The organism is Sulfurovum sp. (assembly GCF_049668085.1).
In the GTDB taxonomy this organism is placed as follows: domain Bacteria; phylum Campylobacterota; class Campylobacteria; order Campylobacterales; family Sulfurovaceae; genus Sulfurovum.
In genome coordinates this window covers 1-23,053 of the sequence record NZ_JBATIY010000099.1, presented here as the reverse complement: position 1 = coordinate 23,053, position 23,053 = coordinate 1, and the positions used below count along the sequence as shown (strand labels likewise).

Genomic DNA, 23,053 nt, shown 5'->3' with positions numbered 1-23,053 from the left:
CTTTAATACCAGCATAAAAAGGCATTGTGTATGATTTACCCATAGTAATAACTTGTGGGTGAAAAATCATAACGATATCTGGATAAATTACTTCACCTCTATCATAAATAGGTACCGTTCCGAGTCTTACATAACTCTCAGATGGAGCCATACGTTTCTCAGCACCAAAGAATGGATTAGAAACCGCGTAGTAACCTTCTGTATCCGCCGCAGTTGCCGCAATATGTGCAGCAGTTACTGCTCCCTGACCACCTAGACCAGGAAGTCTTACTTTAATTGAATCTTTTGCCATTATAAACGTCCTTCTGCTTTAGCTTTTTTCAAGAGTTCTTCTGCTTCTGGTGAAACATGTGTATAAGTTGCAAATCTATCTTTATCTTGATCTTTCATTTCTCCAAGTCCTTCATTGGCACTTAGTCCAATCTCAAGGATACAAGGTGTATAAATGTTAAGAAATGTCGGTCCGATTTCTCTAGCTACTAGAATTGCTTCTCTAACAGCCTTAGCAACAGCTTTTGGTGCAGAAGCTGTCATGTTTCTAACATAGTGACAACCAGAAGTTGTAGCAAGTTCCCACATAGGTACTTTATCAAACTTTTTACCAGTAGGAGCCATTTTAAACACTTGACCTTTAGCAGTAGCACCAGACTCTTGTCCACCTGTATTTGCATATACTTCGTTATCAAAACAAATAGTCGTGATGTTTTCTTGTCTAAAGAATGACTGAAGTGTATAGTCTAGACCGATATCAACGGTAGCACCGTCACCTGCTAGAACAACAACATCTTTTTCTGTGTCTGGAAATCTCCAGTCTAAAACTCTTTTGATACCAGATGCAACAGCATTTTGGTTACCAAAAAGTGAGTGCACAGTATGTAGTGCAATGTGTGGGAACATTAAAGATGTACAACCTGTTGAGTTAACAATAATAGTCTCTTCAGGTTTAGGTAGTGAAGAAAGTACATATCTTAATGCAGCCGCTTCTGGACAACCAGCACATAAAGAGTGCTCTTCAAGTAACTCTTTTGTATCTGGAAGTTCTTTAATACCACGTGGTTTCTCTTGATTTTGAGCCCATGTAGCGTTCTCTTCAAGATCAATGATCTCTTTAGGCATAATGTCTCTAAATTCTGGGTTGATTTTATATATATCAATTGCCATGTTATGCTCCTTTTCCAGGGTTGATTTGTTCCATAACTTCTTGAATGATCGCTTCGGCAGGCATACTCATACCACCAGCAACTCTTGGTCCACCGATAACATCAGCTTCAGACTTTTTATAAAGTGCCATTCTAACTTCTTTTTCTAGCCAACCAACAACATTGAATTCAGGTACAAAAACATGTTTTACACCCTCTAAAGCTTCAATAAGTTCTTCTGTTGGGAAAGGTCTAATAGTTCTTAATTTAACAACTTTCGATTTAATTCCCAATTTCATTAGTTCTCTCTCTGCCTCTTTGGCTTGGTTAGATGCAGTACCACAAGTAACAAATGCAATTTCTGCATCTTCACTACCTGTAACATGTACAAGACCATTAAGGAAATGTTTAGCATATGGTCTAGATCTTTCAACTGCTGATCTAACTTCAAATTGCCAAGAAGCGTGAGTAGCATAAGAGATATAGTTAGACTTCATTACAAATGGATCTCTTAGGAAACGTCCCGGAGGTGTCTCAGAATCAATTGGAGGTAATGGAGATTTATAAGGTTCATAAGGCATAAGTGCAATATCATCAGCTGGAAGCATAACAGCTTCTCTAGTGTGTGATACAAAGAAACCATCAACAACTGTAACAATTGGAACATGAACATCAGGCTTTTCAGCTACTGTAAATGCTGCGATTGACATATCAAATAGTTCTTGTACATTTTCTGCATACCAGATCATACAACCAGTTTCTAACATGTAAGATACTTCCAAGTTATCCGGCTGAATAGTAAGTGGTGAGTTAATACCACGTGCCATCAGGATAAGTTGACATGGAATTCTTGTACCAGACCATTGAGCAAAGTTTTCCATTGCTCTTAGTGTTCCTGGTCCTGAAGTTGTTGTAATTGTTCTAGCACCTGCCATTGCACAACCTGCAACTTCAGACATTACACCAAATTCATTTTCACCTCTAAAGTATGTACCTACATATCCTTCTGCCCAAAGTTCACCGATAAGGTGAGCTGCTTCAGATTGTGGTGTAATAGGATACGATACAGATGCATCAACTGTACATCTTTTTACTGCTTCTTTTAAAACTTCAGAACCAGTCATGAAGTGCTTTTCTCTTGGAGCTTCAAAAAGCATGTGGTCTGTTGAAACTAATTTCTGTCCAGACCAGTTATGTGTTGCTGTCATATCAGTTATTTTACTCATTATTATCTCCTACCTATTTACCAAGCTCAGCTTTTACTTCTTTAGCTATCTTGATAAATTTCTCAAGCTCTGAAGAATGCTGGTCTCTTAATGTTGCCATTGCATCTTCATGCCCTGACAAACCACAAATTGCGATCGTATAACAGTCTGTTTCTGCTCTTACGATCTTTAACGCAACGTTTGCGTAATGACAGTGAACACCAATAAAGATCGCTGCTTTAATATCATTATGCCAAATTGTTAAGTTTGGATGATTTGGATTGATCTCAACTTCAGCATCAATTTTAGGATACTTTGGTCTATAATCATACATTGGAATCATTTTAGCATTAAGAACTTCTGACATCTCTTTGATAAGTGTAGCTTTTCTCTTAGCTTCTTCATTGAAACCATATAATACTTGTGGACCAGGGAAAATTGTTGCATTTTCACTTGTCAACATCACTCTTGCACATTCTCTCATTGCAACTTCTTCTTCTACCACATCTTCCAACAAAAGTGCTTTCCCCTCTGGTGGTGTTATTACACCTTCATACGTAGCCGCAGGATACGGTGAATAATACGCAGGACCTTGGTTTGCCATAACTTCTCCTATAATATTTTTTTGAATTAAATCTAAAGTTTAGATTTAGCCTTCTTGTCCAGCCATTTCCATCGTAATACAATTACGATCAAGCATATCAGTACAAACATATACACAAAGTGCACACCCTTTACATCTATCTTCATCTACCCAAGATGTGTTCCCTTCTTTATCGAACATAAGCGTATTCGCTTCTGGACAATATAAAGTACACGTGTTACATTTATATTCAGCACATTTGTCTGCATCGACTTTTGCTACATAATACATTCTTACTCCTTTACTCCAACGAAAATTTAAAACATATATATATTAATTATGACAATGATATTCAATCATCATAACCAATAGATTAGAAATGGAGCCTCAAATTAACTTTACACAAAAAAACCTTAATAACAGACACCGGTTATTAATATTCATGATAAATTGTTTTTCAACCACATTAATATGTTTTCAAATGGGAGTTTACTGAAAAAACCTTTGACTTTTCTTATAATTTACATTAATTATGCATAATATAAAAAGGAGTTTTTTATAATTATTATATGTACTTATAGATTCTAAAAAATTGATAAGTGTTTTTCTCGATATCTCTCTTTAAAAGAAAATTGATTTTTATACATTATATATTAAGAGAAAACCTAGCATGTTTATGTCTTGACTTTTCTTTATCCAAGTAATTTATCATTGCCATCTCTCGTATGAATGCGTAGATATATTATACATTTTATACCAATGTATAATACATGGTGATAATACCTGTATACATTGTGAAGCAGTAACACAAAGAACTTTTAGATGGAAGTTTTTGCACTAATCATAAACAATATATAAAAAATAATCTATAATCAAATGTTTTGAAGATAAGTTTAATAATCTTCTTTGCTCAAATCCATTATGCTTTTAGTACATAAAGCTATAAGTAGTAGTGAGTTCCAGACGAAGTAAATAAAAGTTCACTAAATATTTTAGTAGATTATAGGAGTTTTATATGGAAAAACTAGTTTTATTCATTCCGTTTATACCTATTGGTATTGCAATTCTAATAGGTTTTTTAACAAAAAAAGAGCTGATGCCAAAAGTAGCTATCTTTTTTTCATCATTGGTTGCACTTTTGGGGCTCTATGGTACCTATTATGTGATGAGTACTGATGAAGTCATTTATGGTTTTGGAGGATACCTGATATTCAATGAACTCTCTGCAATACTAGTTCCGTATGTAGCTATACTTGGTCTTGTTATACGTAAGTACTCTACAAAATATATGTGGGATGAGCCTGGATATAAAAGATTCTTTGTTCTTTTGAACTTTATATTCTCTGCCATCTATCTGCTTGTGATGAGTAACAATCTGATCATCCTTACTATTGCTTGGCAACTTATGAGTATCAGTCTTTACCTGCTCATCACATTCAATATAGAGTCTAAGTCAGCAATTAAAAATGGTGGTTGGACCATGCTAGTACATAAACTGGCGGACCTCTTCTTCATCATAGCCGTTATTCTCACCTATAAAGTATTTGGCAGTTTTGAATTGGCGGAACTGAGTCAGCAGTGGCTACATATGTCTCAAGAGGGATCTACAGAGGATCCAATGATCTATGTTATTGGATTCTTATTCCTGTTTGCAGCCATGATGAAATCTGCCATCATACCTTTCCATCACTGGCTCCCTTATACATCAGAAGCACCAACACCTGTTTCTGCCCTGATGCATGCCGGTGTCGTAAATGTTGGTGGTATCCTGCTCAATAAAATGGCATTCTTACTACTCTTGACACCTGCTGTACTGAATGTTGCTTTTGTTATGGGTCTCATAACTGCTGTCTTTGCATCTATCCTTATGCTTGCGGTATCTGATATCAAACGTTCACTTGGCTACTCCACAGTAGGTCAGATGGGATATATGATCATGGAGGTTGGATTAGGTGCATTTAGTCTTGCGATCTATCACCTTATGGTACATGGCATCTTCAAAGCCTCTCTCTTCTTGGAGTCAGGAAGTCTTATCAATCAGGCGAGAAAAGACCCAAATATTCCAAGACGGCTTTCCCATGAACTTTTCTGGAAAGAGAAACCTCAATATAATAGTATAAACATGTTCCGTATGATTGCCTTCTTTACTGTATTGCCAGTGATTGTTTTCATTGGGGTGAAATTACTACTTGGAGAAAATTTCTTCGACTTTAACGTGGCTACTCTTATACTTGCATTTGCTTGGCTTACTGGTACGCAACTCTTTTTATCCTTTTTTGAAGTATCTAAAGTAAACTCGCCAAAAGTCATTCTTGCACTGATTAGTTCATTTATCCTCGTATTATTCACCTATGAGTTTGTAGGGCTTACACTTGAGCATTTCCTATATGGTGAATATGGATCTCTCTTTTATGCCGTTGCTACACTTCACATATCAGGGACGGTAACACTACTTATGCTGATAGCTATTATGATTATTGGCTGGTATTTTACCTATAAGCAACACTTTGTTGGTATACCTATAGGTGAGCACAAACCCAATAAATTTAAATGGCGCGTATATAAGATGTTGGCAAAAGAAGGCTACATATCTGATATGTATATCAAATACTTCAAGATATTTTAAAGGGAGAGAGTCATGTTAATAGATCTTATTTTACTGCTATTATTTGCTGGGATACCATATTATCTTTTTTTTGAAAAGACGAATATATTAGTTAAAGAAAAAATATTTTATCTTTCTTCTTTACTGGTTATTTGTGGAATGATACTTTCCCATCAATCTCCACATACAGCATCAACACCAATTGCTGTCGTTGCACTGATCGCTTCGTTATTTTCTCTTTATAAAGCGAACAAAACAACCAATCTATATAAATTGGCTTACTATATACTCTTTTTTAATGCGCCAATGCTTATTATGCTTCAACCAAGAGAAAGTACCTTATACGGTGTTTCATTACTTATAACACTACTTGGTATTTTCATGATGGGGAAATATTATGAGCGTAATTATGGTAGTGCAAACTATCGTTCTATAACAGGTATTACACTTGTCACACCATATGCAGGGCTGATGCTCACCATTTATTTAACAGCTTTAGCACTCTACCCTCCTTTTCCAAATTCACTCATGTTCCTAAATGGAATACTTAACTCTGAGCTTAGTACCTTATGGTATATAACGGTAGTGATCATATTTTTTGGAAACTTTTTAATCGCTGTGAGAATAATGGCAAAAACAGTTTTTGGAAAACCAAATACCAATGTACACTACATCGACCTAAATCCCAAAGAGCGATGGCTACATCTAGCTATGTTTATTATATTATTAGTCCTAAGTGTTGTAGGAATTAAGGAGTTACTTGTATGAGTATATTAGATAAATTAAATGCGGTTAAAGACACTGTACCAAACTATTGGCCTATGGGTACTTTTACCTACCAGAATCGTCTCAAAGGTTTTGAGCATCTTAATTTTAAAGATGGACTTAATAAAGCACAAAGTATCTTTGGTGGTAAGGTCTATATGGATCCTGACTATTATTTACGACTTTATAATGAAGGTAAAATAAAACCTGAACTACTAGAAAAAAACTTACTAAGACCTCTGAAGGAAGCAGATCTTGAAACGCATGTAAAGGATGCTAAAACATTTATGCTAGAGATCAGTCCACTGTGGAATGGGCTTAGAAGCTACGAAGAATTAAAAGTACATGAAATTGATAAAGAACTACATGCTCATCTTAAAGAGAACTCTATCTACATGCATACAGGAGAATGGATAGAATCACTCACAAAACATATGACACTCTACGAAATACACGATGCACTCTTTAGAACAAGTGAAAAAGAGCTTATAGAAAAAGATGTTATTGAATTCATAGCACGTTTTCTTGATCAACAGCAAACCACACTGAATATGAGTGATAGAGACCTTGGTATGTTCAAATCCTTCCAACTCTATGAAAATATTGACTATGTCATAGATGTAGAAGATTTCGTACAGGAGGCTCTTGACAAACTAAAAGTAAAGAATGTTCAAGAATATTTTCTAACTCACATACTAAAACTGCATGGATGGGCAGGATATATCAAATACCGTTCAGAAGCCAAAGACTACTTTCCTCAGCAACAGCATCCTTCAACAATGATGGACTATATGGCTGTTAGATTGCATTTTGAGTTAAAGTATATGCAAAAAGAAAAGATCAATGACTTTGATAAGCTTAAAGCTTATATGAAAGAAAATGCCCCTTATGCCATATTAAAACTTTTACAGGAAAAAGGTAAACTGACTGGTACCTATAATGATGCGATGGAGGATAGTAAAGATTACCAAAAGATTTTAGATGATTTTGTCAAAGATGAGATCAACCTAAACTCACTTCAGGTACAACTTGCTAAAGAGAGACTACCTTCACTTGATATGACGCTTACTCAATTTTCTAACTTTGCAAACTTAATTAAAAAAGAAGAAGGATTTATCTGGCTAAAATCTCTAGAAGACAGTTATATCACTGATCATGTAGATGCGTTAACATCGGCACACACTTATGATGAGAAACCGATTGCATCTACAATATTCTGTTTAGATGTAAGATCAGAAGTCATACGTAGAAAAGTAGAAGAATCTGGTCCATACAACACCTATGGCGCAGGTGGCTTCTTAGGAATCCCTATCTCCTTTGTCGAATTTGACAAAGCACATGAATTACCTATGTCTCCTGCGAACATTACACCTCAAAATATTGTTTTTGAAATACCAGTTGAATCTCATGAAGACTATAATACAAAAAAAGGTGTGAATAAAACAACAAAAAAAGTCTTAAGTGATCTTAAAAACAATCCATATACACCCTATATCATGGTTGAGTCAATTGGATGGATGTTTGGTATTAAACTCTTTGGAAAAACATTCTTTCCTGAGAAGACCAACAAACTCTTCAACAATATGAAACCTAAAAAACCAAAAACCACTTTTACACTTGATAAGCTGACAATTAAAGAGATTGAAAAATATATTAGAAGACTCCATACAAATATTATCAATGAAGTGTTAACTACACAATCTGATACAGTACTTAGTAAAGATGAGCTCTTCATCTTATGGGAACATCTTGTTTTCGATAAAGCTTTATGCATTAAAATCTCTCCAGACATCATCAGTAAATTAAAGCATGCCTATCATATCACAGCTGAAGATTATCATCTTCAAAAAGAAAGACTGTCGCAAGTTGGATTTACCATTGACGAACAGGTAATGTATTTAGAAAATTTGCTAAAGATGATAGGTCTTGTAAAAGATTTCCCTAAATTTGTAACTATCGCTGGACATGGAAGTATCTCTGATAATAATCCATTCGAGTCTTCACTTGATTGTGGTGCCTGTGGAGGTAGTATTAGTTTACCAAATGCAAGAGCACTCTGTATGATCAGTAACAAAAATGAAATACGTGAAAAACTCAGAGAAAAAGGGATAGATATCCCTGCTGCAACCAAGTTTTTACCTGCCTTACACAATACAACCACAGACGAAATAACATTTTATGATACAGATACACTTAATGTCCAAGATCTAGAACTTTTCTCTAAAATGCAACAAGACTTTAAAAATGCATCATTAGCCTCAAGGGAAGAGAGAGTTGCGATCTTACCTAATGCCAAGACACAAGAAGACCTCTTCATTAAAACTATGGATTGGTCAGAACCTAGACCCGAGTGGGGTCTAGCAGGTAATATGGGTGTATTTGCAGGTCCTAGAAACTCTTCTAGGCATATGGAACTTAACAATAGGCTCTTCATGCACTCATATGACGCCTCTATAGACAATGAGAATGCAGATATACTTACAGGTATATTTAATGGGCCGTTAATTGTAGGTCAATGGATTAACCTTGAATACTATTTTTCAACTGTAGACAACAAAGTTTATGGCGCAGGTTCAAAAATCTATCATAATGTCGTCTCTAAAATCGGTGTTTATAACGGAAACTACAGTGATTTAAAAATAGGTCTTCCCACACAAAGTGTTTTCGAAGCAGGTGAGGCTTATCATGAGCCTGTAAGACTTCTTACATATATGGAAGCACCACTGGAAATAGTTGGGAAAGCTGTTGAAAACTCAATCGCGAAAGAATTTATATTAAATGAGTGGATTCGACCGGTCATTATAGATAAAGCTGCTAAAAAAGTCTACTCCTATGAGTCAGGTGAATTTATCGTAATAAAAGAGCTTGCTTAGCTCTTTTATTATATCTTAAAGCTTTAAATGATATAAACCCCTATAACTAAGATAATAAAGGAAATACATTGTATACAATTGAAATTGAAAAAGAGTGCAGCTGTTTTAAAAAAAGTGGACTTGAAAAGAATATGACGTTTGAAACAAGAGAAGACATGTATAACAAAGCACGTGTTTTAGAGTGCCGAATGAATCAAGAGTTTTGTATGACACACTTTTTTGAAGCTGTAGATTACGGAGATAAGATAATCATACATAGCAGTGAAAGACCTGAAGATGATGAAGATGATGAACATATTGAAGATGCATGTACACTTGTAAAAAAAAGTAATGTAAAAATTGGGTTTGATGCTAGCCAGGTACCTCCAAAAGAGAGTGGTTCAAACTAATAAATTTTACATGACGAATATTTTTGTTCTAAATCAAGGCGGATCAAACAATCTGCCCTTGAACTAATCTAAAGAATAATTCTATTGCTAATTGGAATCACCAATATGCATAGCAGGTCCCGAATCCCATCTTGAAATATGTAATATAATCCAATGCTTAAACTCGTCTTTTAAAACTTTTTGTACTTCTTTTGGATCTTTATTTTTTGACCAGTCTTCTTGAGTCTGGAAAAGAAAGAACTTTGATAATGAATAATCACTTTTAGGAGTATTTTTATCTTATTTAAAGTTTTAATAACTATACTCCGATAAATTAATAATAAATAAGGAATAAATTATGTATACAGTGCAAATGGAACACGAATGTGGATGTTTTAAAAGAAGTGAATATACAAATGACAAATCATTTGATAAGCAGCAGGATGCATACAATTATGCAAATATTTTAACAGAACTCATGAATGAAGAGTTTTGTACAAAACACCTATTTGTTGCTCAAAAAACAGCTGGTAATGCGTTTTTGATCAGGGTGTCTGATAATCCTAATGCTGGTAGTTGTGGTACTAGTAGTGCTAGCAGTTGTAGTACTGGAAGTTGTGGCTGTTAATAACATCTACGAACTTCAGACAAAATCGAGATTCAGACAGCTAAAATGCTCTCTGAATTAGCCGATCTTCATAGGCTAATGAGCCAAGCCCCTACTCTCTTTTATTTTTCGTCAATGTTAATATCTGAAGCTACAATATACAAAGGTGCATTAAGAACATGTAACATAGCAGTACCTTTTCCAAGTGCAAAACCATATAGATCATGTTCTTTGATAATACTAATACCGAATCCCATATCCATATAAGGCAGTACACTATTATCTAATATCTGTGAATTAGTTATATTGTTAAACTCTATCTTGACTGTATTAATATCTTCACCATCATCATCCTGTACAACTATTGTAAGAACTTTTGAAGTATCCGAAAGTGGTTGAATTGAGCGAATTTGAGCATCTTTAAAGTTGTCATACTTCTCTAATAAGCTATTTATTTGTTCCATTTTTTGCCTTTATGTAATAATATGACATATTAGCTAAAGAAGACTTACTTACACCCTTGTTAGTAGACAGTAGTCTTTTCAGGGCTTTCAACGATTAATCATATAAATAAAAAGTATGTTAATCATACAGAATGATAGACAGATATTAACTATAGATTAACCAGTGATATAATTTTCTATAAAGTATAATATGCTATGCTATACATAAGACTAACATCAAAGGATAATAGATGAGTAAATTAGATATAACACAGCAAGAGACAATATCGATTGACGTAAATCAAATACACCAAGACCTGCCTAATATAGATGAATCGTCTTTGAATCAAATAGACGAAGACTTATTACAAGCATGGCGTGAAGTATTTCAAGAAGATAAAGTTCAAGTACTTGAAGCTTGCTGCTAACAGCAAGAGCTAGAGAGCTCTTCTCTAGCATCCATATATGAAGTAGTATATGTATTAAAAGCGTAAATGCTTATTGTGCCTATTCGCAAGGATTAAACATTGAAATTTGCTCCAAAGCTTGATCAAATTGCTCTGGGGTTAATTCAAAAGCATTCATCCCTAAGTCTGCTATCCCAAAAAGTTTATCTGTATCTTTGGGTGAGACTAAAGCAAATATGGCTTGTTTAGGCTTCTTGTCTTTGATCTGTTTTAAAAGGCCAACACTCTCAGGCTCCACACTTATATCACCAATGATGATATCATATTGATTTGTATCAAAAAGCTTTAGTGCTTCTTCTTTTTCTTGAACTTTATCTACTTTGTTAAACAGTTGATTCAACATTTTCGTATCTGAATCAAACATCGATCTAACATCTTCGATGAAAAGTACATTCCATTTTTTATCTGTACTCATTTTTTTCCTTTTATGCAAAACATATAAACTTTTGAAATATAGTTTTAAAAAACTAATTTAAATTTTTTTATTAGTATTGAGAAACTGCTTAGAAAACTGCTCACCTTTTTTCTTAAACACTTCAGCAATATCAGTGACATATACTTGATCTGCCGTTTCTGAAAAAAGCTCTAGCCACCTTGTAAAAGTTTCTCTTTTTAGAGGAGGCATCTTTACATGAGCACCTACAAAATTTCCATAATAAGTATTTTTTCCTAAAATTTTAGCCAGCCAAAAATCAGCTAGAAGCTCTATGTGCTCTATCCAATCCTCATCAGTAAGATCATCACTGATCTCATCTATAAAAAAAGGAGCTAGCACTTCATCCTCTATAGCTTTTTCATAAAATAAAGTCATCAAGAGTCTAAGGTTTTCTCTAGTAATACTATTTTGAAGTTCTATCCTTCATCCTTTTATACAAACCATCTATAAATACCAGCGTAATTACGGTAATGATGATTTTTTTTGAAATGGAATTATAGCAAGATTTATGAAAAGTTAAAACTCTCTTATTCATACTATCTTTTTTGTTTATGTGGAACTTGGATGATCGAAAATATGAGTAATACATAGTATATTAAAATACTTATCCCCTGCCCTCAAAAATTCAAATATAAAGCACAGAAGTGGTATGAAGTAGTATATAGGTATTTTTGGGTATAATGTAAACTATTAATTATCTTATAGAGTATACAGGTGTGATATGCCAATAACTATTAAAATGCCAATTACACTCAAATCTTATTTGAAGATGCAAGTAGATACACCTAAAATGTACCTCGTTTCTATCCTCAATGAGAACTACGTTTCATGGGAATTTTGTATGAGAATCCTTATGGATGTCTTTCATAAGAACCTAGAAGATGCAAAAGCCATTGCTCATGAGATTGTGACAAATGGTGAAGGATTTTGTGGCGGATACATGTTAGAAATAGCAGAAACCAAAGCAGAATTCGTTGAAGCACAGGCTAAAAAAGAAGGCTTTACTTTAATCTGTCTGGTTGAGGAAATTTAGTCTTCACCTATCTTCATTTGTTCTGCTTTTTTATACAATATTTTATTATTACTTTAACAGTTTCCTGTTGTACATCACTTAGTAGCAGAACATCCCGTAACATTTTCTTGTTGTAAAAATAGAGCTGTCATAGTATCCATCGTTTCTATATGGTGCTTTAACCATGGTGTTAAATTACCTTCAATATAAGCAGATATTGCTCTTGTATCTTTATGCTCTTCAAAATACTTTATTACTGATTTGAGTTCATGTAAGTGTCTGTCATGTTCACTTTTATGCATTTTAAAAGCAGGAAACACTGCTTCTTCCATCATATCTTCTTCATCAGAAAAATGTATTTCCGTATGTTCCAATAACTCTTTTAATATTTCGTGAACTGCCTCTATATCACTGTCCCTAGAAGCAGTCTCGAGCCTGTTTATGATCAATATCTCTTCTAAATGCGTGTCGTTCATACTTGGCATTGCTACCATAGGTAGTTGTTCTTGTGTAATCAAAATCTTTGATCCTTTATTTAAATAGATATGGATGTTAGAAGGCATTATACCTTTATCTGCAAAGATATTAGTTTTAGATCTTTCATTTTTATTTATAAAATGATGTCGTAAAACTTCCTTTCCACTGTCTTGCTTTAACATTGGTCTTTAAACTTTATATATATTGAAATTATTTAACATCTGTCAGTAAGTATAAATTTTTTATAGCTATAATATTTTTTCAAACCCTATTTATGGAGATAAAATGCTAATTCAAGAACAAGATGTACAACAAGTAGCAAATGCTATGATGAATATGCTACATGAAGATGAGATGGAAGTTATCAACAACTTTTATGATGCTGTTAAAGCCAAAGACGTAGAAAAAGTTGATGAACTTTTCCCAGAATTTTTATCTGAGATAGAGGTCCACTTTAAAACAGAAGAAGATATGATGGACAAGAGTGGATATGCTGATGCACAAATGCACAAGAGTGACCATGATGTTATTAGAAAAAAACTAGAAAAATTTCATAAACGCTGGGAAGTTCTTAAGGGGCCTAAAGAGATACAAGGCTTTTTAGAAAAAGACTTTAAAAAATGGTACACACAACATATTTCAAAATGGGATGCACAAACTGCTCCACACCTTGGTTAATTGACACGCATATAACAACTATAAGACTTATAATTCTCGACGCTTTGAGAATTATAAGTCTCTAACAGAGCCTTATCTAGCTAAAACTTCGTCCAATTCATCTTCATAGATAATTTCTTTCTCAAGAAGTAATTTAGATAAATGCTCTATAGTTTTCCAATTCTCGTTCACTAAATCTGTAATACGTTTTTCACCTTCAAGCATCCAACGCTCTAAAGCGGTATCAATTTTCTCATGATAGTGTTGCTTATCTTGAGTGTTCTTAGTGCTTTTACTGGCATCCATAACACCATTGATGTTTATGTACCCAACCTCTTTATCCATTCCATAATGTGCTATGGCTGTATACGCATCACGTGTCGCTTGTTGTAAGTCGTTTGAAGCACCCGTATCCATACCGTCAATATCACCAAACTGTTTCATTTGTGCTGTTCGTCCAGCTAGCGACACACAGATTTTGTCTTTAAAATCTTTTACCGTCATGTTCTCTTGAACATCACTGTAGTTGTGTGAAATAAAGTGTTCATTATTGTCTTTTGGCGTAAGACTTACATGCTCAATGCTCACATGAGGCATTAAGGTCTTAGAGATTACTGCACGTCCTGCTTCATAGATTGCTGTCTCTTCAAACATCTGTTCAAGAGATAAGTAAGACTGTCTTTCACCATATTTAATCGTATTGATTTGATCAATTAAAATATCTTGGGTGATAGCAGGCAAGCCATGACGTAAACAGTAATAAGAAGCCTCTTTTCCTAGCATTTCAAGTTGAGAACCTGTGAATCCTGTTGTATACATTAGTAATTTCTTCATATCAAAACTACCGATTGTAGGCTTTTCTTCAATAACCTTATCTAGGAAGTATTGCCTTGCATCTTTATCAAGATTGTTGATCTCTATATGTATCTCAACCCTTCCTGGTCTGATAATGGCAGTATCAATATTTTCTTTATAATTGGTCGCAGCAATGACAAAGATATCTTCACCTTTTCTACCTGAAAAGCCATCAATCTCTGATAAGAGTTTATTAATGGGCACTTCTCTCCCATTTTCTCCATCACGTTTTCCAATGGTATCGATCTCATCAATAAAGATGATAGCCGGTGCATATGCCTTCGCCTTAGTAAAAATGAGCTTTGTCTTCTCAGGCTTGAGCAGTTCAAGTCCCGTCGTTGAGATAAAAGGCAGTTCCGCCTCTTTTGCAAAGGCTTTTGCCAGCATCGTTTTTCCTGTGCCCGGAGGTCCATACAGAAGCATACCCTTTGGTGGTTCAATTTTAAAGCTCTCTAAGAGTTTGGGATCTTTAAAGAAGTTAATGACCTCTCCTAGTCTCTGCTTTGCCTTATGATGGCCTGCAATATCATCAAAAGAGACATTTGGGATATCAAAGACCAGACCATCTTCACTAAAGTCTTTGATCCTCACTACTTGTGAAAACTTACATGAGTTTACTCTATAGGTAATAATGCCATTTTTCTCTGTGATGCTATCGTTAATATCAAGGGTAGTATTTTTTCTAAATAGCTCTCTTACGAGTGTTTCACTTTCAATAAGTGGACTTACCCTCTCTTTTAAAAATGCTACAGACTCTTTAGATAGTGATACTTTTATCTGTTTGAAGTTCATAAGCGGCTTATCTGTTTCTTGCATGAATTGGGTTATTCTATTGAAAAAGAGAGTACTTACCTTTTCTTTAAGACGTCTTGCATCAAGTTCTGGAGCAAAGTTAAGCATCTGAATTTTTAAAAAATTGTCAAAATTATTGCCGACTACAAATTCAATTTTATATTGATTATAAAACTCATCTTTAAAGCTTAGAAATACTCTTTTAGATATTTTTTCAAAGGCACTATACTCAAGCTTATTAAACAGGACAATATTTGCTTTGGAAAATCTAGAAACGAGCTCTGGTACGATCGCTTCTTGGATACCACCACTTCTACTCTCTCTTTTCTTTTCTCTTTTAATGGCTTCAAGAATCATCGATTCGGCTTGGATATAGTCTTTTTTTACTAAATCTTTAAATCTGTAGTCAAGGTAGAGCTCTTTACCTACACTCGTCGTAATAATAAAAATTGCCTCTGTAAAATCTACTAAGTAATTTGCATTTTCATCGTTGTAGATAATGTCTTGATCTTCATTACACGGCTCATCAGTAATCTTATCCCAACCACATGCATCACGCATCTTACCACCTTCAAAGATGGAAAAAAGGTTGTTTTGGATGACATTATCACATTTTTCGAAAGAATCAAGTACGATAACAGCCTTAGGATTTCTATGTACAAAGCCTGTTAATTGACCGACACCATAGCCTTTCCAACCAGCAGGGTAGCCATACAGTTCTCCACCGTTTTGTTGATGGTACTGTGTCATGTCAAACTTCATGATCTTATATTTCGGTAAATGTTCAGCCATTAGTTCAGCAAGAAAGGTTTTACCTGTAGCAGGAGGGCCTAAAAAAAGATAGGTAGCCTTAGGACCTTTTTCGTCTTTGATAGAAGTTTTCATACTGTTGGTTACAATATTAATTGCTTGTTCTTGTCCGAATAGATCTTTAGAGAGTTCTTCTTTGAATTGCTTCACAAACTGTATATTGTTTTCTGCCTCGTTTAAGGCTTCATCATCCCACTCACCTTCATCTAGTCTCTTGTGTTTTTCGATATTTGCTTTAACCAGTGCTTCTGTTTCTGTCATGTTTTTACTCTTATTAGTTTTAATCTATTTTATCTACATAATCAATAAAGTGAATTGTAGCTTTTCTATCTTAGTTATAGAGCATCAGATCACTAGTGTGAAAACTAGCTGTTACTCTTTGCTTTAGCAATACGCTCTAACATTGCATCAAAACTACCAGTTGAACGTACTTCTACTACTGCTGTTACTACTGCATGCAATGCAACATATTGTAGATAGCTTGTAAGGTCTTCGCAACCGCTCTCTTTCATCTTTTCTTCTATTTGATTTTTTTGTGACTCTGTTACTTTAAATCCAAGTTTTACAGATGCTTCTCCAGTTGATGCACCTGCAGGTGTAAGCGTAAATGCCTGCGTTTTAAGTGCGACTACTTTTAAATACGCTGAGATATCATCAAATCCATTTTCAGACGCTCTTAAGCCTATCGTCTCTTTTTGTGAAGCTGTTACATTAAAGTTTATATCAATAGCTGTATCCATAAATCTGTTTTTCCCTTTAGGACTTTTGTGAGCCATCATATTGTAAATTCACTTAAAACCCTATTTCAAGCTTTAGTTGCATATATTATACTTTAATATTTAAGATATAAAAGCTACAATTCATCAATTGATTCATTGATAAAAAGATAAAAACTATAAAGGTGATAAATATGATAAATACAAGTGCATTAGAATTAGTACAAGATGAAAACACATCTGCTGAGACTCTTGATCAATTAAGTGCAGATGACAATCCATTTGTTCGCGTACGAGTAGCTGCACATATGAATACATCACCAGAAACATTAGTTAAGTTAAGTACAGATGAGACTCCTCTAGTGAAGCAGTTTGTTGCAGAACATTTAAATACACCGGTAGATACTTTAGTTGAGTTAAGTAAAGATAGTGATCTTTTATATTGGGTTTCTGGAAACCCAAATACACCAGTAGAGATATTAGATAAATGCCGTAAGGATGAAGATGAAAATGTTCGTTCATCTGTTGCAGTAAACCCAAATATACCCATAGCAACATTATCTATACTATGTTGTGATGAGAATGAAGATGTACGCGCAGCCGTTGCCAAAAATTTAAATACACCAGTTTCTGTTTTAGATAAATTGAGTAAAGATCCAGTAGAGAGTGTTCGCGAAGCTGTTAAAAACAATCCTAAGTACACAAGCTAAAACAGGATAATAACTTTTTCTGTGGACATAAAGTGTAAGACTTAAGAATACCCCTAGATGGCAATAGGCTTTATCCTATTGCTACTAAGATTTACACTTTGAATGATAGACCTTAGTTACATCTGCAATAAACGCATCTGTAAACATTTCCGTGAACTCTTCATCCTCATCATGATATTCTATAAATCCAAAGAAATCATCCGGTGTAATTTCACACTCACACATTTTGTCTATTGCTTCCATAGTATGATCATTAAAAAAGAGACTCGCTATCTCTTCTCCTTGATATTCATGCTCTGCGTGATCGATCTCTTGGTAACACTTTTGCTGATGCAGCATGGCTTCAAGCTCGTCAATCCTATCACCTTCTGCTGCTGAGGCAGATCCATTTTTTAGAATGGTCATTATAATTTCCTGCATCTCAGCTAATATTTTTGCTTGTTCACTCATTTTATCTCCTTAGTCGTCTTCATCTTCATCATTAATACCAAGGTTATCCATAAACTGCTCTGCTAAGATGTTTGCTTTTTTATAAAACTTCTCAGCGATCTCAGGAACAAAGAGCCGATAGACCGTCTCATGAAAAAGTTTTAACCAACGCTCAAAATGTTCCTCAGTAAGCGGTCCTAAAAATGCATGCGGAGGGAAAGGGTGTCCCTGATAAGGTGACTCCCCTGTCATCATCTGCATCCAAAAATTATATAATGTATTTAGATGTTCATACCATTTGCCATTATTTAAATCATCACCCAAGGCTTTGACAAAAATAGGACTTAGTATATCATCCTTAAGTACGATCGTATAAAATTCACGCACCATCTTTTCTATCTTACCTCTATCTACGGTATCATAAGGCATCGTATCTCCTAATATTAATGATAATAGTATAGCTAAACTATACTACCATCATAATGACGGACAATCAGGTTATCAAGGGTTACTTATGCTTTATGAAACCCAAGTATGTGACCAAAAAGTTTATCTTCTGTAAGTCCCATTTTCGCTGATGTCATTAAGTTATTATCTTGATAGTATTTTAGTAATGCCTGAGGATCTTGACCTGTCATTGTAGCTTGGTAACCTAATGCAGCAATGACCTCTTGTTCATGTACATCAATACCCTCTTTTTTAGCTAAGGCTTCAACAATAAGGGCCATCTTTATACTTTTTCTTGCATCATCACGTACAGATTCTCTAAGCTCCTTAAATTTACCCTTATCTTCCATGTAAGATTTATGTTGTTCTTCACTGAACCCTCTTGTCTTTTCACGGACCTTTGCATCAATTTCTTGTTCTACTATGTTGTTCGGTAAGGTGAAGTCAAATTTTTCAAGTAAAGCTTTAACAATTTTTGGCTTAAGTTCACTCATATAAATTTGAGACAGTTCTTCTGCAGTTACTTGTTCTGCAAATTGTTTCTTTAGTGTATCAAGTGTTGCATCAGGTTTTTGAAGTATTTTTTGTGCAAAAGCATCATCTATAGTCTCCGCTTTTTGTTCTTGAATTTCATGAAGCTTTACAACAAACTTAGCTTCTTTTCCAGCTAAATCATCTGCTGAATAGTCTTTTGGAAAGCTAACGATAACATCTCTTTCTTCACCATACTCCATTCCAACAAGCTGTTCTTCAAATCCAGGGATAAATTGCTTAGAACCGACTTTAATATTAAACTTCTCAGCACTACCGCCTTCAAAAGGTTTATCATCTATATACCCTGTAAAATCGATTCCAGCAACATCACCATTTTCAATAGGCTTTGCTTTTTCAAGCTTTGTAAATGGTGCTTGTTTTTGAGCGAACTCTACAAGTTTAGCTTCTACAGCTTCACGACTGGCAGTAGGTTTTGTGTAACTAGGTGCGATTTCCTTGTAATCAATATCAACATTGATCTCAGGACTAACAGCTACTTCTACTTCAAAGTAAATGCAATCATCCTGCTGCTCATACTTTTTAAGTCCAGGTTGACCTAAAATATTTGCAACATCTAAATTACCTTCTTTAATCCCAGCATTAATGAAGTCTTGAAATACTTTTCCTGCTGCATCTTGCTCAATGTTTTCATCTGTAGACTTTTCGTCTTTTGGCTCTTTTTCGGCTTCTTCTTTAAGTTTAGTAACCTTGTCTTCAATCACACTATTGTCAACTGTACCACTCATAATGAAGTTTATATCATCTATTTTTTCTACTGTAACTTTCACTACAATCCTTTTGGTTTTAATTGCGTAATTTTAGCATTATTGTCTATAATTAACTTTAAGTCAAGAATAGTAGAGTTAAGAGTATCAGGTTGTTTAAATTTATAGTTTCAAGTAATTCAATTGTTTTGATTTTAGGGGTGATATAACTTTATTTCAGAGTGAAAATTTGTTTTGTGAAAGTTTTGGATTGATTGTCCCCTGGATAAGAAGAGAGATCATTTAACTTAGTCACCCAAGAGGGTGACTAAAGGCGTGAAGAAATTATCCTTCCTGACCAGCCATTTCCATCGTAATACAATTACGATCTAGCATGTCAGTACAAACGTATACACAAAGTGCACACCCTTTACATCTATCTTCATCTACCCAAGACGTGTTTCCTTCTTTATCGAACATAAGCGTATTCGCTTCTGGACAATATAAAGTACACGTGTTACATTTATATTCAGCACATTTGTCTGCATCTACTTTTGCTACATAATACATTTATTTACCTTCCTTATATGTCAAATCTGACTATTAACTCAGAACCACTGATATCTACAGAATCTGCCATCTCAAAAGTTTTGTTGATAACGTTCATATTTGCTTGAAGCAATTGTTCTTTTTTCTTAAACTTTTTCTCAATAGCAGAATCCAGCATTGCTGTACCACCAGAAGAGACAAATGAAGTTCCTAAGAATCTTTCTCTTACTGCTGCTTCAATGTTTTCAGTTGTTACAAGTTTTGTAAGACCAAGAAGCATACCCATCATTGCCATGTTTGTTGCAAGTTCAGTACCAGCAATTTGTAGTGCCAATGCTGTTGCATCAAATTGTACAACTGTTGCATTTAGATCTTCAAGAACTATAATATCCTCATCAGTAAGAACATCATGGTCAGTATTGATAATGATCAAACTGTTCGGCTTTAGACCTGTATAGAAAGGCATTGTATATGATTTACCATGTGTTATAACTTGTGAATGGTAGATCATAATGATATCAGGGTAAACAACTTCACCCACTTCAAAAATTGGCTGATTAGAAGCTCTAACATAAGCTTCAACAGGTGCCATTCTTTTTTCAGAACCAAAGAATGGTACCAAAGATGCATATTTACCTGCGTTATCCATTGTAGAACCAAGGATGTGAGCAGTCGTTACAACACCCTGTCCACCTAGTCCTGAGATTCTAATATTATATCGTTCTCTTTTCTTTTGCTCAGCCATATTAAACCACCTCCGCTTTCTTAGCTCTTTTCGCTGCTTTTTCTTCAGCTTCTACACGTTCGATTACTTCTCTAGCAGCATCAGTCATAAACTCTTCGAACTGGAATCTTGTTTTCTCTTTCTCTTTTGCATCAGCGAAAACATCTTCAGTAGGAATAGAGTACTCAATGTTACATGAAGTATATGCGTGAATAAACGTTGGTCCTACTTCTCTAGCAACAAAGATCGCTCTTCTGATGATTTTTGCAGCTTTCTTGATGTTCGTTGGAGACATTCTAACAGTATACACACAACCAGCAGCTTGCGCTAATGCAGTTGCAGGCATTTTTTCACCTTTTTTACCAAGTGGAGCCATCTTAAGGATAGCACCCTTAGGAGACATACCAGACTCTTGACCACCAGTATTTCCATAAACTTCATTATCAAGCATGATAGTTGTGAATTTTTCACCACGGATCCATGAGTGCATAGTCATTGAGAAACCGATATCCATAGTACCACCATCACCAGCGATAGTGATAACGTCTTTTGTCTTATCTGGGAAACGTAATCTAAATGCACGTGTTAAACCAGATGCCATTGCATTTTGGTCACCGTAGTTACCATAGATAAATGGAACAGCAGCTTGAGAAATAGCCAAACGACCACATCCAGCTGTACCTAGTGTTACAGTCTCTTCAGGTTGTGGTAATGAAGCGAAAATCAATCTGATGTAATACGCCATCCAACAACCAGAACACATTGGGTGTTCTTCCATTAACTCTTTGAATTGTCCCATATTACCAGGACCAGCTTCGTCTTGAGTTTTTCCAAATGGACCGTAGTCAACTAACTCTACATAATCTTTTGGTAAATATCTTTTAAATCTCTCTGCCGGAGTTATATATTTTAAGCTCATTTTATCCCCTTCTTATAGTTTTAGATCATACTCTAAGCCAAGAGCAGTATGAACTTCTTTCATGATCAATTCCACTGGAAGTGTCATACCACCGTATACTCTTGGACCCTCTACAACGATTCCACCATTTGGAATAGCTGCTTTAACTTCTTTAGATAGCCAACCAATAATATTGTGCTCAGGAACGATTACTGATTTAGCATTTTTTAATGCTTCTCTGATCTCGTTAATTGGGAATGGTCTGATTGCTTTTACTTTAACAAAACCAACATTTAATCCATCCTCTTGAGCATATCTGTGAGCTTCTCTACATTGTGCAGCTGCACAACCAGAACCAAGAACAAATACTTCAGCTTCTGGGTTATGAACTTCGATTGGTCCACCAAGGTACTCATAGATATATTTCATAGCACGTCTATTTGAATCCCAGATCTCTTGTTGCCATACCGAGTGAATCAAGTAAGACATAAAGTTTGACTTTTGAACTGGAGCATCTCTTTGGATTCTAGCTGGTGGAGTTTCATTATCCATAGCTGGAACTGGAGCAGCAACTGAATCAAAGTCAGGAAGACATAGATCATCTGCCATCATGTCAACATATCCTTTAGCGTGTGTTACGAAGAAACCTTCTGTTGCAACGGCTACTGGAATATAAACATCAACTTTTTCTGTAATGGCAAATGCCGCTAATGTATAGTCAAATGTATCTTGCTGATTTTCAGCATGAAGCATTACAGCACCACAGTGCATCATATATGCCATTTCGATATTATCTGGCTGAATTGATAACGGTGCATTTACAACACGTGTTAAAATACCTAATACTGCTGGAACTCTATGTCCAGACCATGATACGATTGCTTCTAGACCTCTAAGAAGTCCTGGCCCTGATGTTGCTGTAAACAGACGTACACCTGCTCTTGCTGCACCAGCAATAGCTGACATCGTACCAAGCTCTTCTTCAGCTCTATAGTACTCTTTAATGTGACCTTGTGCATAAATATCACCAACAAGGTGCATTACCTCTGACTGTGGTGTAATAGGGTAAGCAATTGCCATATCTACGTTTGCTCTTTTAACAGCTTCCGCCATCGCTTGAGCACCTGTAATAAAGTGTTGCTCTCTTGGAGCTTCTTTTAGTAGGTAATTAATATCTACTCTTGTTTTTTCTAATTGTGGTCTTTCACTTGCATCCATTGATTTCTCCTTTATTCGACGTCAGTAACG

Annotated in this window: 27 protein-coding genes; 9 read left to right on the top strand and 18 right to left on the bottom strand. The window is 35.0% G+C overall.

From position 1 onward, the window contains the following. The 5 genes from WBM70_RS06680 to WBM70_RS06660 form a co-directional block, all read right to left on the bottom strand. Positions 1-292 (bottom strand): 2-oxoacid:acceptor oxidoreductase family protein (locus tag WBM70_RS06680; protein ID WP_424557724.1); only part of this gene is annotated, 292 nt, incomplete at its 3' end. After that, the gene (locus tag WBM70_RS06675) at positions 292-1,161 is read right to left on the bottom strand and encodes a thiamine pyrophosphate-dependent enzyme (RefSeq protein ID WP_424557723.1); all 870 of its coding nucleotides are present in this window, start codon (positions 1,159-1,161) and stop codon (positions 292-294) included. The genes WBM70_RS06680 and WBM70_RS06675, both read right to left, overlap by 1 nt. 1 nt (position 1,162) lies before the next feature. Continuing rightward, positions 1,163-2,365: a transketolase C-terminal domain-containing protein gene (locus WBM70_RS06670; RefSeq protein ID WP_424557722.1), complete on the bottom strand. Its 1,203-nt coding sequence runs from the start codon at positions 2,363-2,365 to the stop codon at positions 1,163-1,165. 13 nt (positions 2,366-2,378) lie between these two features. Further along, positions 2,379-2,948: a carbon monoxide dehydrogenase beta subunit family protein gene (locus WBM70_RS06665; RefSeq protein WP_424557721.1), complete on the bottom strand. Its 570-nt coding sequence runs from the start codon at positions 2,946-2,948 to the stop codon at positions 2,379-2,381. Positions 2,949-2,993: 45 nt separating this feature from the next. After that, a complete protein-coding gene (locus WBM70_RS06660; RefSeq protein WP_424557702.1) occupies positions 2,994-3,218 on the bottom strand; it encodes a 4Fe-4S dicluster domain-containing protein in 225 nt (74 codons plus the stop codon). 724 nt (positions 3,219-3,942) lie between these two features. On the opposite strand from WBM70_RS06660, the gene WBM70_RS06655 reads away from it, so the two are divergent. The 5 genes from WBM70_RS06655 to WBM70_RS06635 all read left to right on the top strand — a co-directional run bounded on the left by WBM70_RS06655 (position 3,943) and on the right by WBM70_RS06635 (position 10,166). Further along, positions 3,943-5,553, top strand: a complete 1,611-nt coding sequence (locus tag WBM70_RS06655) for a proton-conducting transporter membrane subunit (protein WP_424557720.1) — start codon at positions 3,943-3,945, stop codon at positions 5,551-5,553. Between the two features lie 12 nt (positions 5,554-5,565). Further along, complete coding sequence (locus WBM70_RS06650) at positions 5,566-6,300, top strand: hypothetical protein (RefSeq protein ID WP_424557719.1); 735 nt, start codon at positions 5,566-5,568, stop codon at positions 6,298-6,300. Beyond that, positions 6,297-9,170 (top strand): putative inorganic carbon transporter subunit DabA, encoded by a 2,874-nt coding sequence (locus tag WBM70_RS06645; protein ID WP_424557718.1) that lies wholly within the window; start codon positions 6,297-6,299, stop codon positions 9,168-9,170. Before WBM70_RS06650 ends, WBM70_RS06645 begins: the two co-directional genes overlap by 4 nt. A gap of 68 nt (positions 9,171-9,238) precedes the next feature. Further along, the gene (locus WBM70_RS06640; RefSeq protein ID WP_424557717.1) at positions 9,239-9,559 is read left to right on the top strand and encodes a hypothetical protein; all 321 of its coding nucleotides are present in this window, start codon (positions 9,239-9,241) and stop codon (positions 9,557-9,559) included. Positions 9,560-9,911: 352 nt separating this feature from the next. Further along, positions 9,912-10,166, top strand: coding sequence for a hypothetical protein (locus WBM70_RS06635; protein WP_424557716.1), 255 nt, complete (start codon positions 9,912-9,914; stop codon positions 10,164-10,166). Between the two features lie 101 nt (positions 10,167-10,267). Here the strand turns inward: WBM70_RS06635 and WBM70_RS06630 are convergent, their stop codons facing one another. Then, positions 10,268-10,609, bottom strand: coding sequence for a hypothetical protein (locus WBM70_RS06630; protein WP_424557715.1), 342 nt, complete (start codon positions 10,607-10,609; stop codon positions 10,268-10,270). Positions 10,610-10,839: 230 nt separating this feature from the next. Between WBM70_RS06630 and WBM70_RS06625 the strand changes: the two genes are divergently transcribed. Continuing rightward, a complete protein-coding gene (locus WBM70_RS06625) occupies positions 10,840-11,016 on the top strand; it encodes a hypothetical protein (RefSeq protein ID WP_424557714.1) in 177 nt (58 codons plus the stop codon). 79 nt (positions 11,017-11,095) lie between these two features. Here the strand turns inward: WBM70_RS06625 and WBM70_RS06620 are convergent, their stop codons facing one another. Then, positions 11,096-11,470 carry a response regulator gene (locus WBM70_RS06620; RefSeq protein WP_424557713.1) on the bottom strand — a complete coding sequence of 125 codons (375 nt, stop codon included), beginning with the start codon at positions 11,468-11,470 and terminating at the stop codon, positions 11,096-11,098. 57 nt (positions 11,471-11,527) lie between these two features. Next, complete coding sequence (locus WBM70_RS06615) at positions 11,528-11,866, bottom strand: group III truncated hemoglobin (protein ID WP_424557712.1); 339 nt, start codon at positions 11,864-11,866, stop codon at positions 11,528-11,530. Positions 11,867-12,212: 346 nt separating this feature from the next. On the opposite strand from WBM70_RS06615, the gene WBM70_RS06610 reads away from it, so the two are divergent. Continuing rightward, positions 12,213-12,524: an ATP-dependent Clp protease adaptor ClpS gene (locus tag WBM70_RS06610; protein WP_424557711.1), complete on the top strand. Its 312-nt coding sequence runs from the start codon at positions 12,213-12,215 to the stop codon at positions 12,522-12,524. A 74-nt stretch (positions 12,525-12,598) separates the two neighbouring features. Here WBM70_RS06610 and WBM70_RS06605 read toward each other — a convergent pair whose 3' ends face one another. Further along, the gene (locus tag WBM70_RS06605) at positions 12,599-13,021 is read right to left on the bottom strand and encodes a bacteriohemerythrin (protein ID WP_424557710.1); all 423 of its coding nucleotides are present in this window, start codon (positions 13,019-13,021) and stop codon (positions 12,599-12,601) included. Between the two features lie 244 nt (positions 13,022-13,265). On the opposite strand from WBM70_RS06605, the gene WBM70_RS06600 reads away from it, so the two are divergent. After that, complete coding sequence (locus WBM70_RS06600) at positions 13,266-13,658, top strand: hemerythrin family protein (RefSeq protein ID WP_424557709.1); 393 nt, start codon at positions 13,266-13,268, stop codon at positions 13,656-13,658. A gap of 72 nt (positions 13,659-13,730) precedes the next feature. Here the strand turns inward: WBM70_RS06600 and WBM70_RS06595 are convergent, their stop codons facing one another. Continuing rightward, a complete protein-coding gene (locus WBM70_RS06595) occupies positions 13,731-16,355 on the bottom strand; it encodes an AAA family ATPase (protein WP_424557708.1) in 2,625 nt (874 codons plus the stop codon). A 104-nt stretch (positions 16,356-16,459) separates the two neighbouring features. Next, the gene (locus WBM70_RS06590; protein ID WP_424557707.1) at positions 16,460-16,834 is read right to left on the bottom strand and encodes a hypothetical protein; all 375 of its coding nucleotides are present in this window, start codon (positions 16,832-16,834) and stop codon (positions 16,460-16,462) included. Between the two features lie 170 nt (positions 16,835-17,004). Between WBM70_RS06590 and WBM70_RS06585 the strand changes: the two genes are divergently transcribed. Further along, positions 17,005-17,520 (top strand): hypothetical protein, encoded by a 516-nt coding sequence (locus tag WBM70_RS06585; RefSeq protein ID WP_424557706.1) that lies wholly within the window; start codon positions 17,005-17,007, stop codon positions 17,518-17,520. A gap of 84 nt (positions 17,521-17,604) precedes the next feature. Here WBM70_RS06585 and WBM70_RS06580 read toward each other — a convergent pair whose 3' ends face one another. The 7 genes from WBM70_RS06580 to WBM70_RS06550 all read right to left on the bottom strand — a co-directional run bounded on the left by WBM70_RS06580 (position 17,605) and on the right by WBM70_RS06550 (position 23,023). Then, positions 17,605-17,970: a hypothetical protein gene (locus tag WBM70_RS06580; RefSeq protein WP_424557705.1), complete on the bottom strand. Its 366-nt coding sequence runs from the start codon at positions 17,968-17,970 to the stop codon at positions 17,605-17,607. A gap of 9 nt (positions 17,971-17,979) precedes the next feature. Next, positions 17,980-18,378 carry a group III truncated hemoglobin gene (locus tag WBM70_RS06575; RefSeq protein WP_424557704.1) on the bottom strand — a complete coding sequence of 133 codons (399 nt, stop codon included), beginning with the start codon at positions 18,376-18,378 and terminating at the stop codon, positions 17,980-17,982. A gap of 83 nt (positions 18,379-18,461) precedes the next feature. Then, positions 18,462-19,718 carry a trigger factor gene (gene tig / locus WBM70_RS06570; protein WP_424557703.1) on the bottom strand — a complete coding sequence of 419 codons (1,257 nt, stop codon included), beginning with the start codon at positions 19,716-19,718 and terminating at the stop codon, positions 18,462-18,464. A gap of 261 nt (positions 19,719-19,979) precedes the next feature. After that, positions 19,980-20,204 carry a 4Fe-4S dicluster domain-containing protein gene (locus tag WBM70_RS06565; protein ID WP_424557702.1) on the bottom strand — a complete coding sequence of 75 codons (225 nt, stop codon included), beginning with the start codon at positions 20,202-20,204 and terminating at the stop codon, positions 19,980-19,982. A 13-nt stretch (positions 20,205-20,217) separates the two neighbouring features. Further along, positions 20,218-20,928: a 2-oxoacid:acceptor oxidoreductase family protein gene (locus WBM70_RS06560; protein ID WP_424557701.1), complete on the bottom strand. Its 711-nt coding sequence runs from the start codon at positions 20,926-20,928 to the stop codon at positions 20,218-20,220. Position 20,929: 1 nt separating this feature from the next. Beyond that, on the bottom strand, positions 20,930-21,826 hold the full coding sequence (locus WBM70_RS06555) for a thiamine pyrophosphate-dependent enzyme (RefSeq protein WP_424557700.1): 897 nt from the start codon (positions 21,824-21,826) through the stop codon (positions 20,930-20,932). Positions 21,827-21,838: 12 nt separating this feature from the next. Then, the gene (locus tag WBM70_RS06550) at positions 21,839-23,023 is read right to left on the bottom strand and encodes a ferredoxin oxidoreductase (protein ID WP_424557699.1); all 1,185 of its coding nucleotides are present in this window, start codon (positions 23,021-23,023) and stop codon (positions 21,839-21,841) included. Between the last annotated feature and the right edge of the window lie 30 nt (positions 23,024-23,053).

Bases quoted from the DNA above. Each gene is read 5' to 3' on its own strand.
- WBM70_RS06675 (WP_424557723.1), bottom strand. From the start codon at position 1,161: ATGGCAATTGATATATATAAAATCAACCCAGAATTTAGAGACATTATG.
- WBM70_RS06670 (WP_424557722.1), bottom strand. From the start codon at position 2,365: ATGAGTAAAATAACTGATATGACAGCAACACATAACTGGTCTGGACAG.
- WBM70_RS06665 (WP_424557721.1), bottom strand. From the start codon at position 2,948: ATGGCAAACCAAGGTCCTGCGTATTATTCACCGTATCCTGCGGCTACG.
- WBM70_RS06660 (WP_424557702.1), bottom strand. From the start codon at position 3,218: ATGTATTATGTAGCAAAAGTCGATGCAGACAAATGTGCTGAATATAAA.
- WBM70_RS06655 (WP_424557720.1), top strand. From the start codon at position 3,943: ATGGAAAAACTAGTTTTATTCATTCCGTTTATACCTATTGGTATTGCA.
- WBM70_RS06650 (WP_424557719.1), top strand. From the start codon at position 5,566: ATGTTAATAGATCTTATTTTACTGCTATTATTTGCTGGGATACCATAT.
- WBM70_RS06645 (WP_424557718.1), top strand. From the start codon at position 6,297: ATGAGTATATTAGATAAATTAAATGCGGTTAAAGACACTGTACCAAAC.
- WBM70_RS06635 (WP_424557716.1), top strand. From the start codon at position 9,912: ATGGAACACGAATGTGGATGTTTTAAAAGAAGTGAATATACAAATGAC.
- WBM70_RS06630 (WP_424557715.1), bottom strand. From the start codon at position 10,609: ATGGAACAAATAAATAGCTTATTAGAGAAGTATGACAACTTTAAAGAT.
- WBM70_RS06625 (WP_424557714.1), top strand. From the start codon at position 10,840: ATGAGTAAATTAGATATAACACAGCAAGAGACAATATCGATTGACGTA.
- WBM70_RS06620 (WP_424557713.1), bottom strand. From the start codon at position 11,470: ATGAGTACAGATAAAAAATGGAATGTACTTTTCATCGAAGATGTTAGA.
- WBM70_RS06615 (WP_424557712.1), bottom strand. From the start codon at position 11,866: ATGACTTTATTTTATGAAAAAGCTATAGAGGATGAAGTGCTAGCTCCT.
- WBM70_RS06610 (WP_424557711.1), top strand. From the start codon at position 12,213: ATGCCAATAACTATTAAAATGCCAATTACACTCAAATCTTATTTGAAG.
- WBM70_RS06600 (WP_424557709.1), top strand. From the start codon at position 13,266: ATGCTAATTCAAGAACAAGATGTACAACAAGTAGCAAATGCTATGATG.
- WBM70_RS06595 (WP_424557708.1), bottom strand. From the start codon at position 16,355: ATGACAGAAACAGAAGCACTGGTTAAAGCAAATATCGAAAAACACAAG.
- WBM70_RS06590 (WP_424557707.1), bottom strand. From the start codon at position 16,834: ATGGATACAGCTATTGATATAAACTTTAATGTAACAGCTTCACAAAAA.
- WBM70_RS06585 (WP_424557706.1), top strand. From the start codon at position 17,005: ATGATAAATACAAGTGCATTAGAATTAGTACAAGATGAAAACACATCT.
- WBM70_RS06580 (WP_424557705.1), bottom strand. From the start codon at position 17,970: ATGAGTGAACAAGCAAAAATATTAGCTGAGATGCAGGAAATTATAATG.
- WBM70_RS06575 (WP_424557704.1), bottom strand. From the start codon at position 18,378: ATGCCTTATGATACCGTAGATAGAGGTAAGATAGAAAAGATGGTGCGT.
- WBM70_RS06565 (WP_424557702.1), bottom strand. From the start codon at position 20,204: ATGTATTATGTAGCAAAAGTAGATGCAGACAAATGTGCTGAATATAAA.
- WBM70_RS06560 (WP_424557701.1), bottom strand. From the start codon at position 20,928: ATGGCTGAGCAAAAGAAAAGAGAACGATATAATATTAGAATCTCAGGA.
- WBM70_RS06555 (WP_424557700.1), bottom strand. From the start codon at position 21,826: ATGAGCTTAAAATATATAACTCCGGCAGAGAGATTTAAAAGATATTTA.
- WBM70_RS06550 (WP_424557699.1), bottom strand. From the start codon at position 23,023: ATGGATGCAAGTGAAAGACCACAATTAGAAAAAACAAGAGTAGATATT.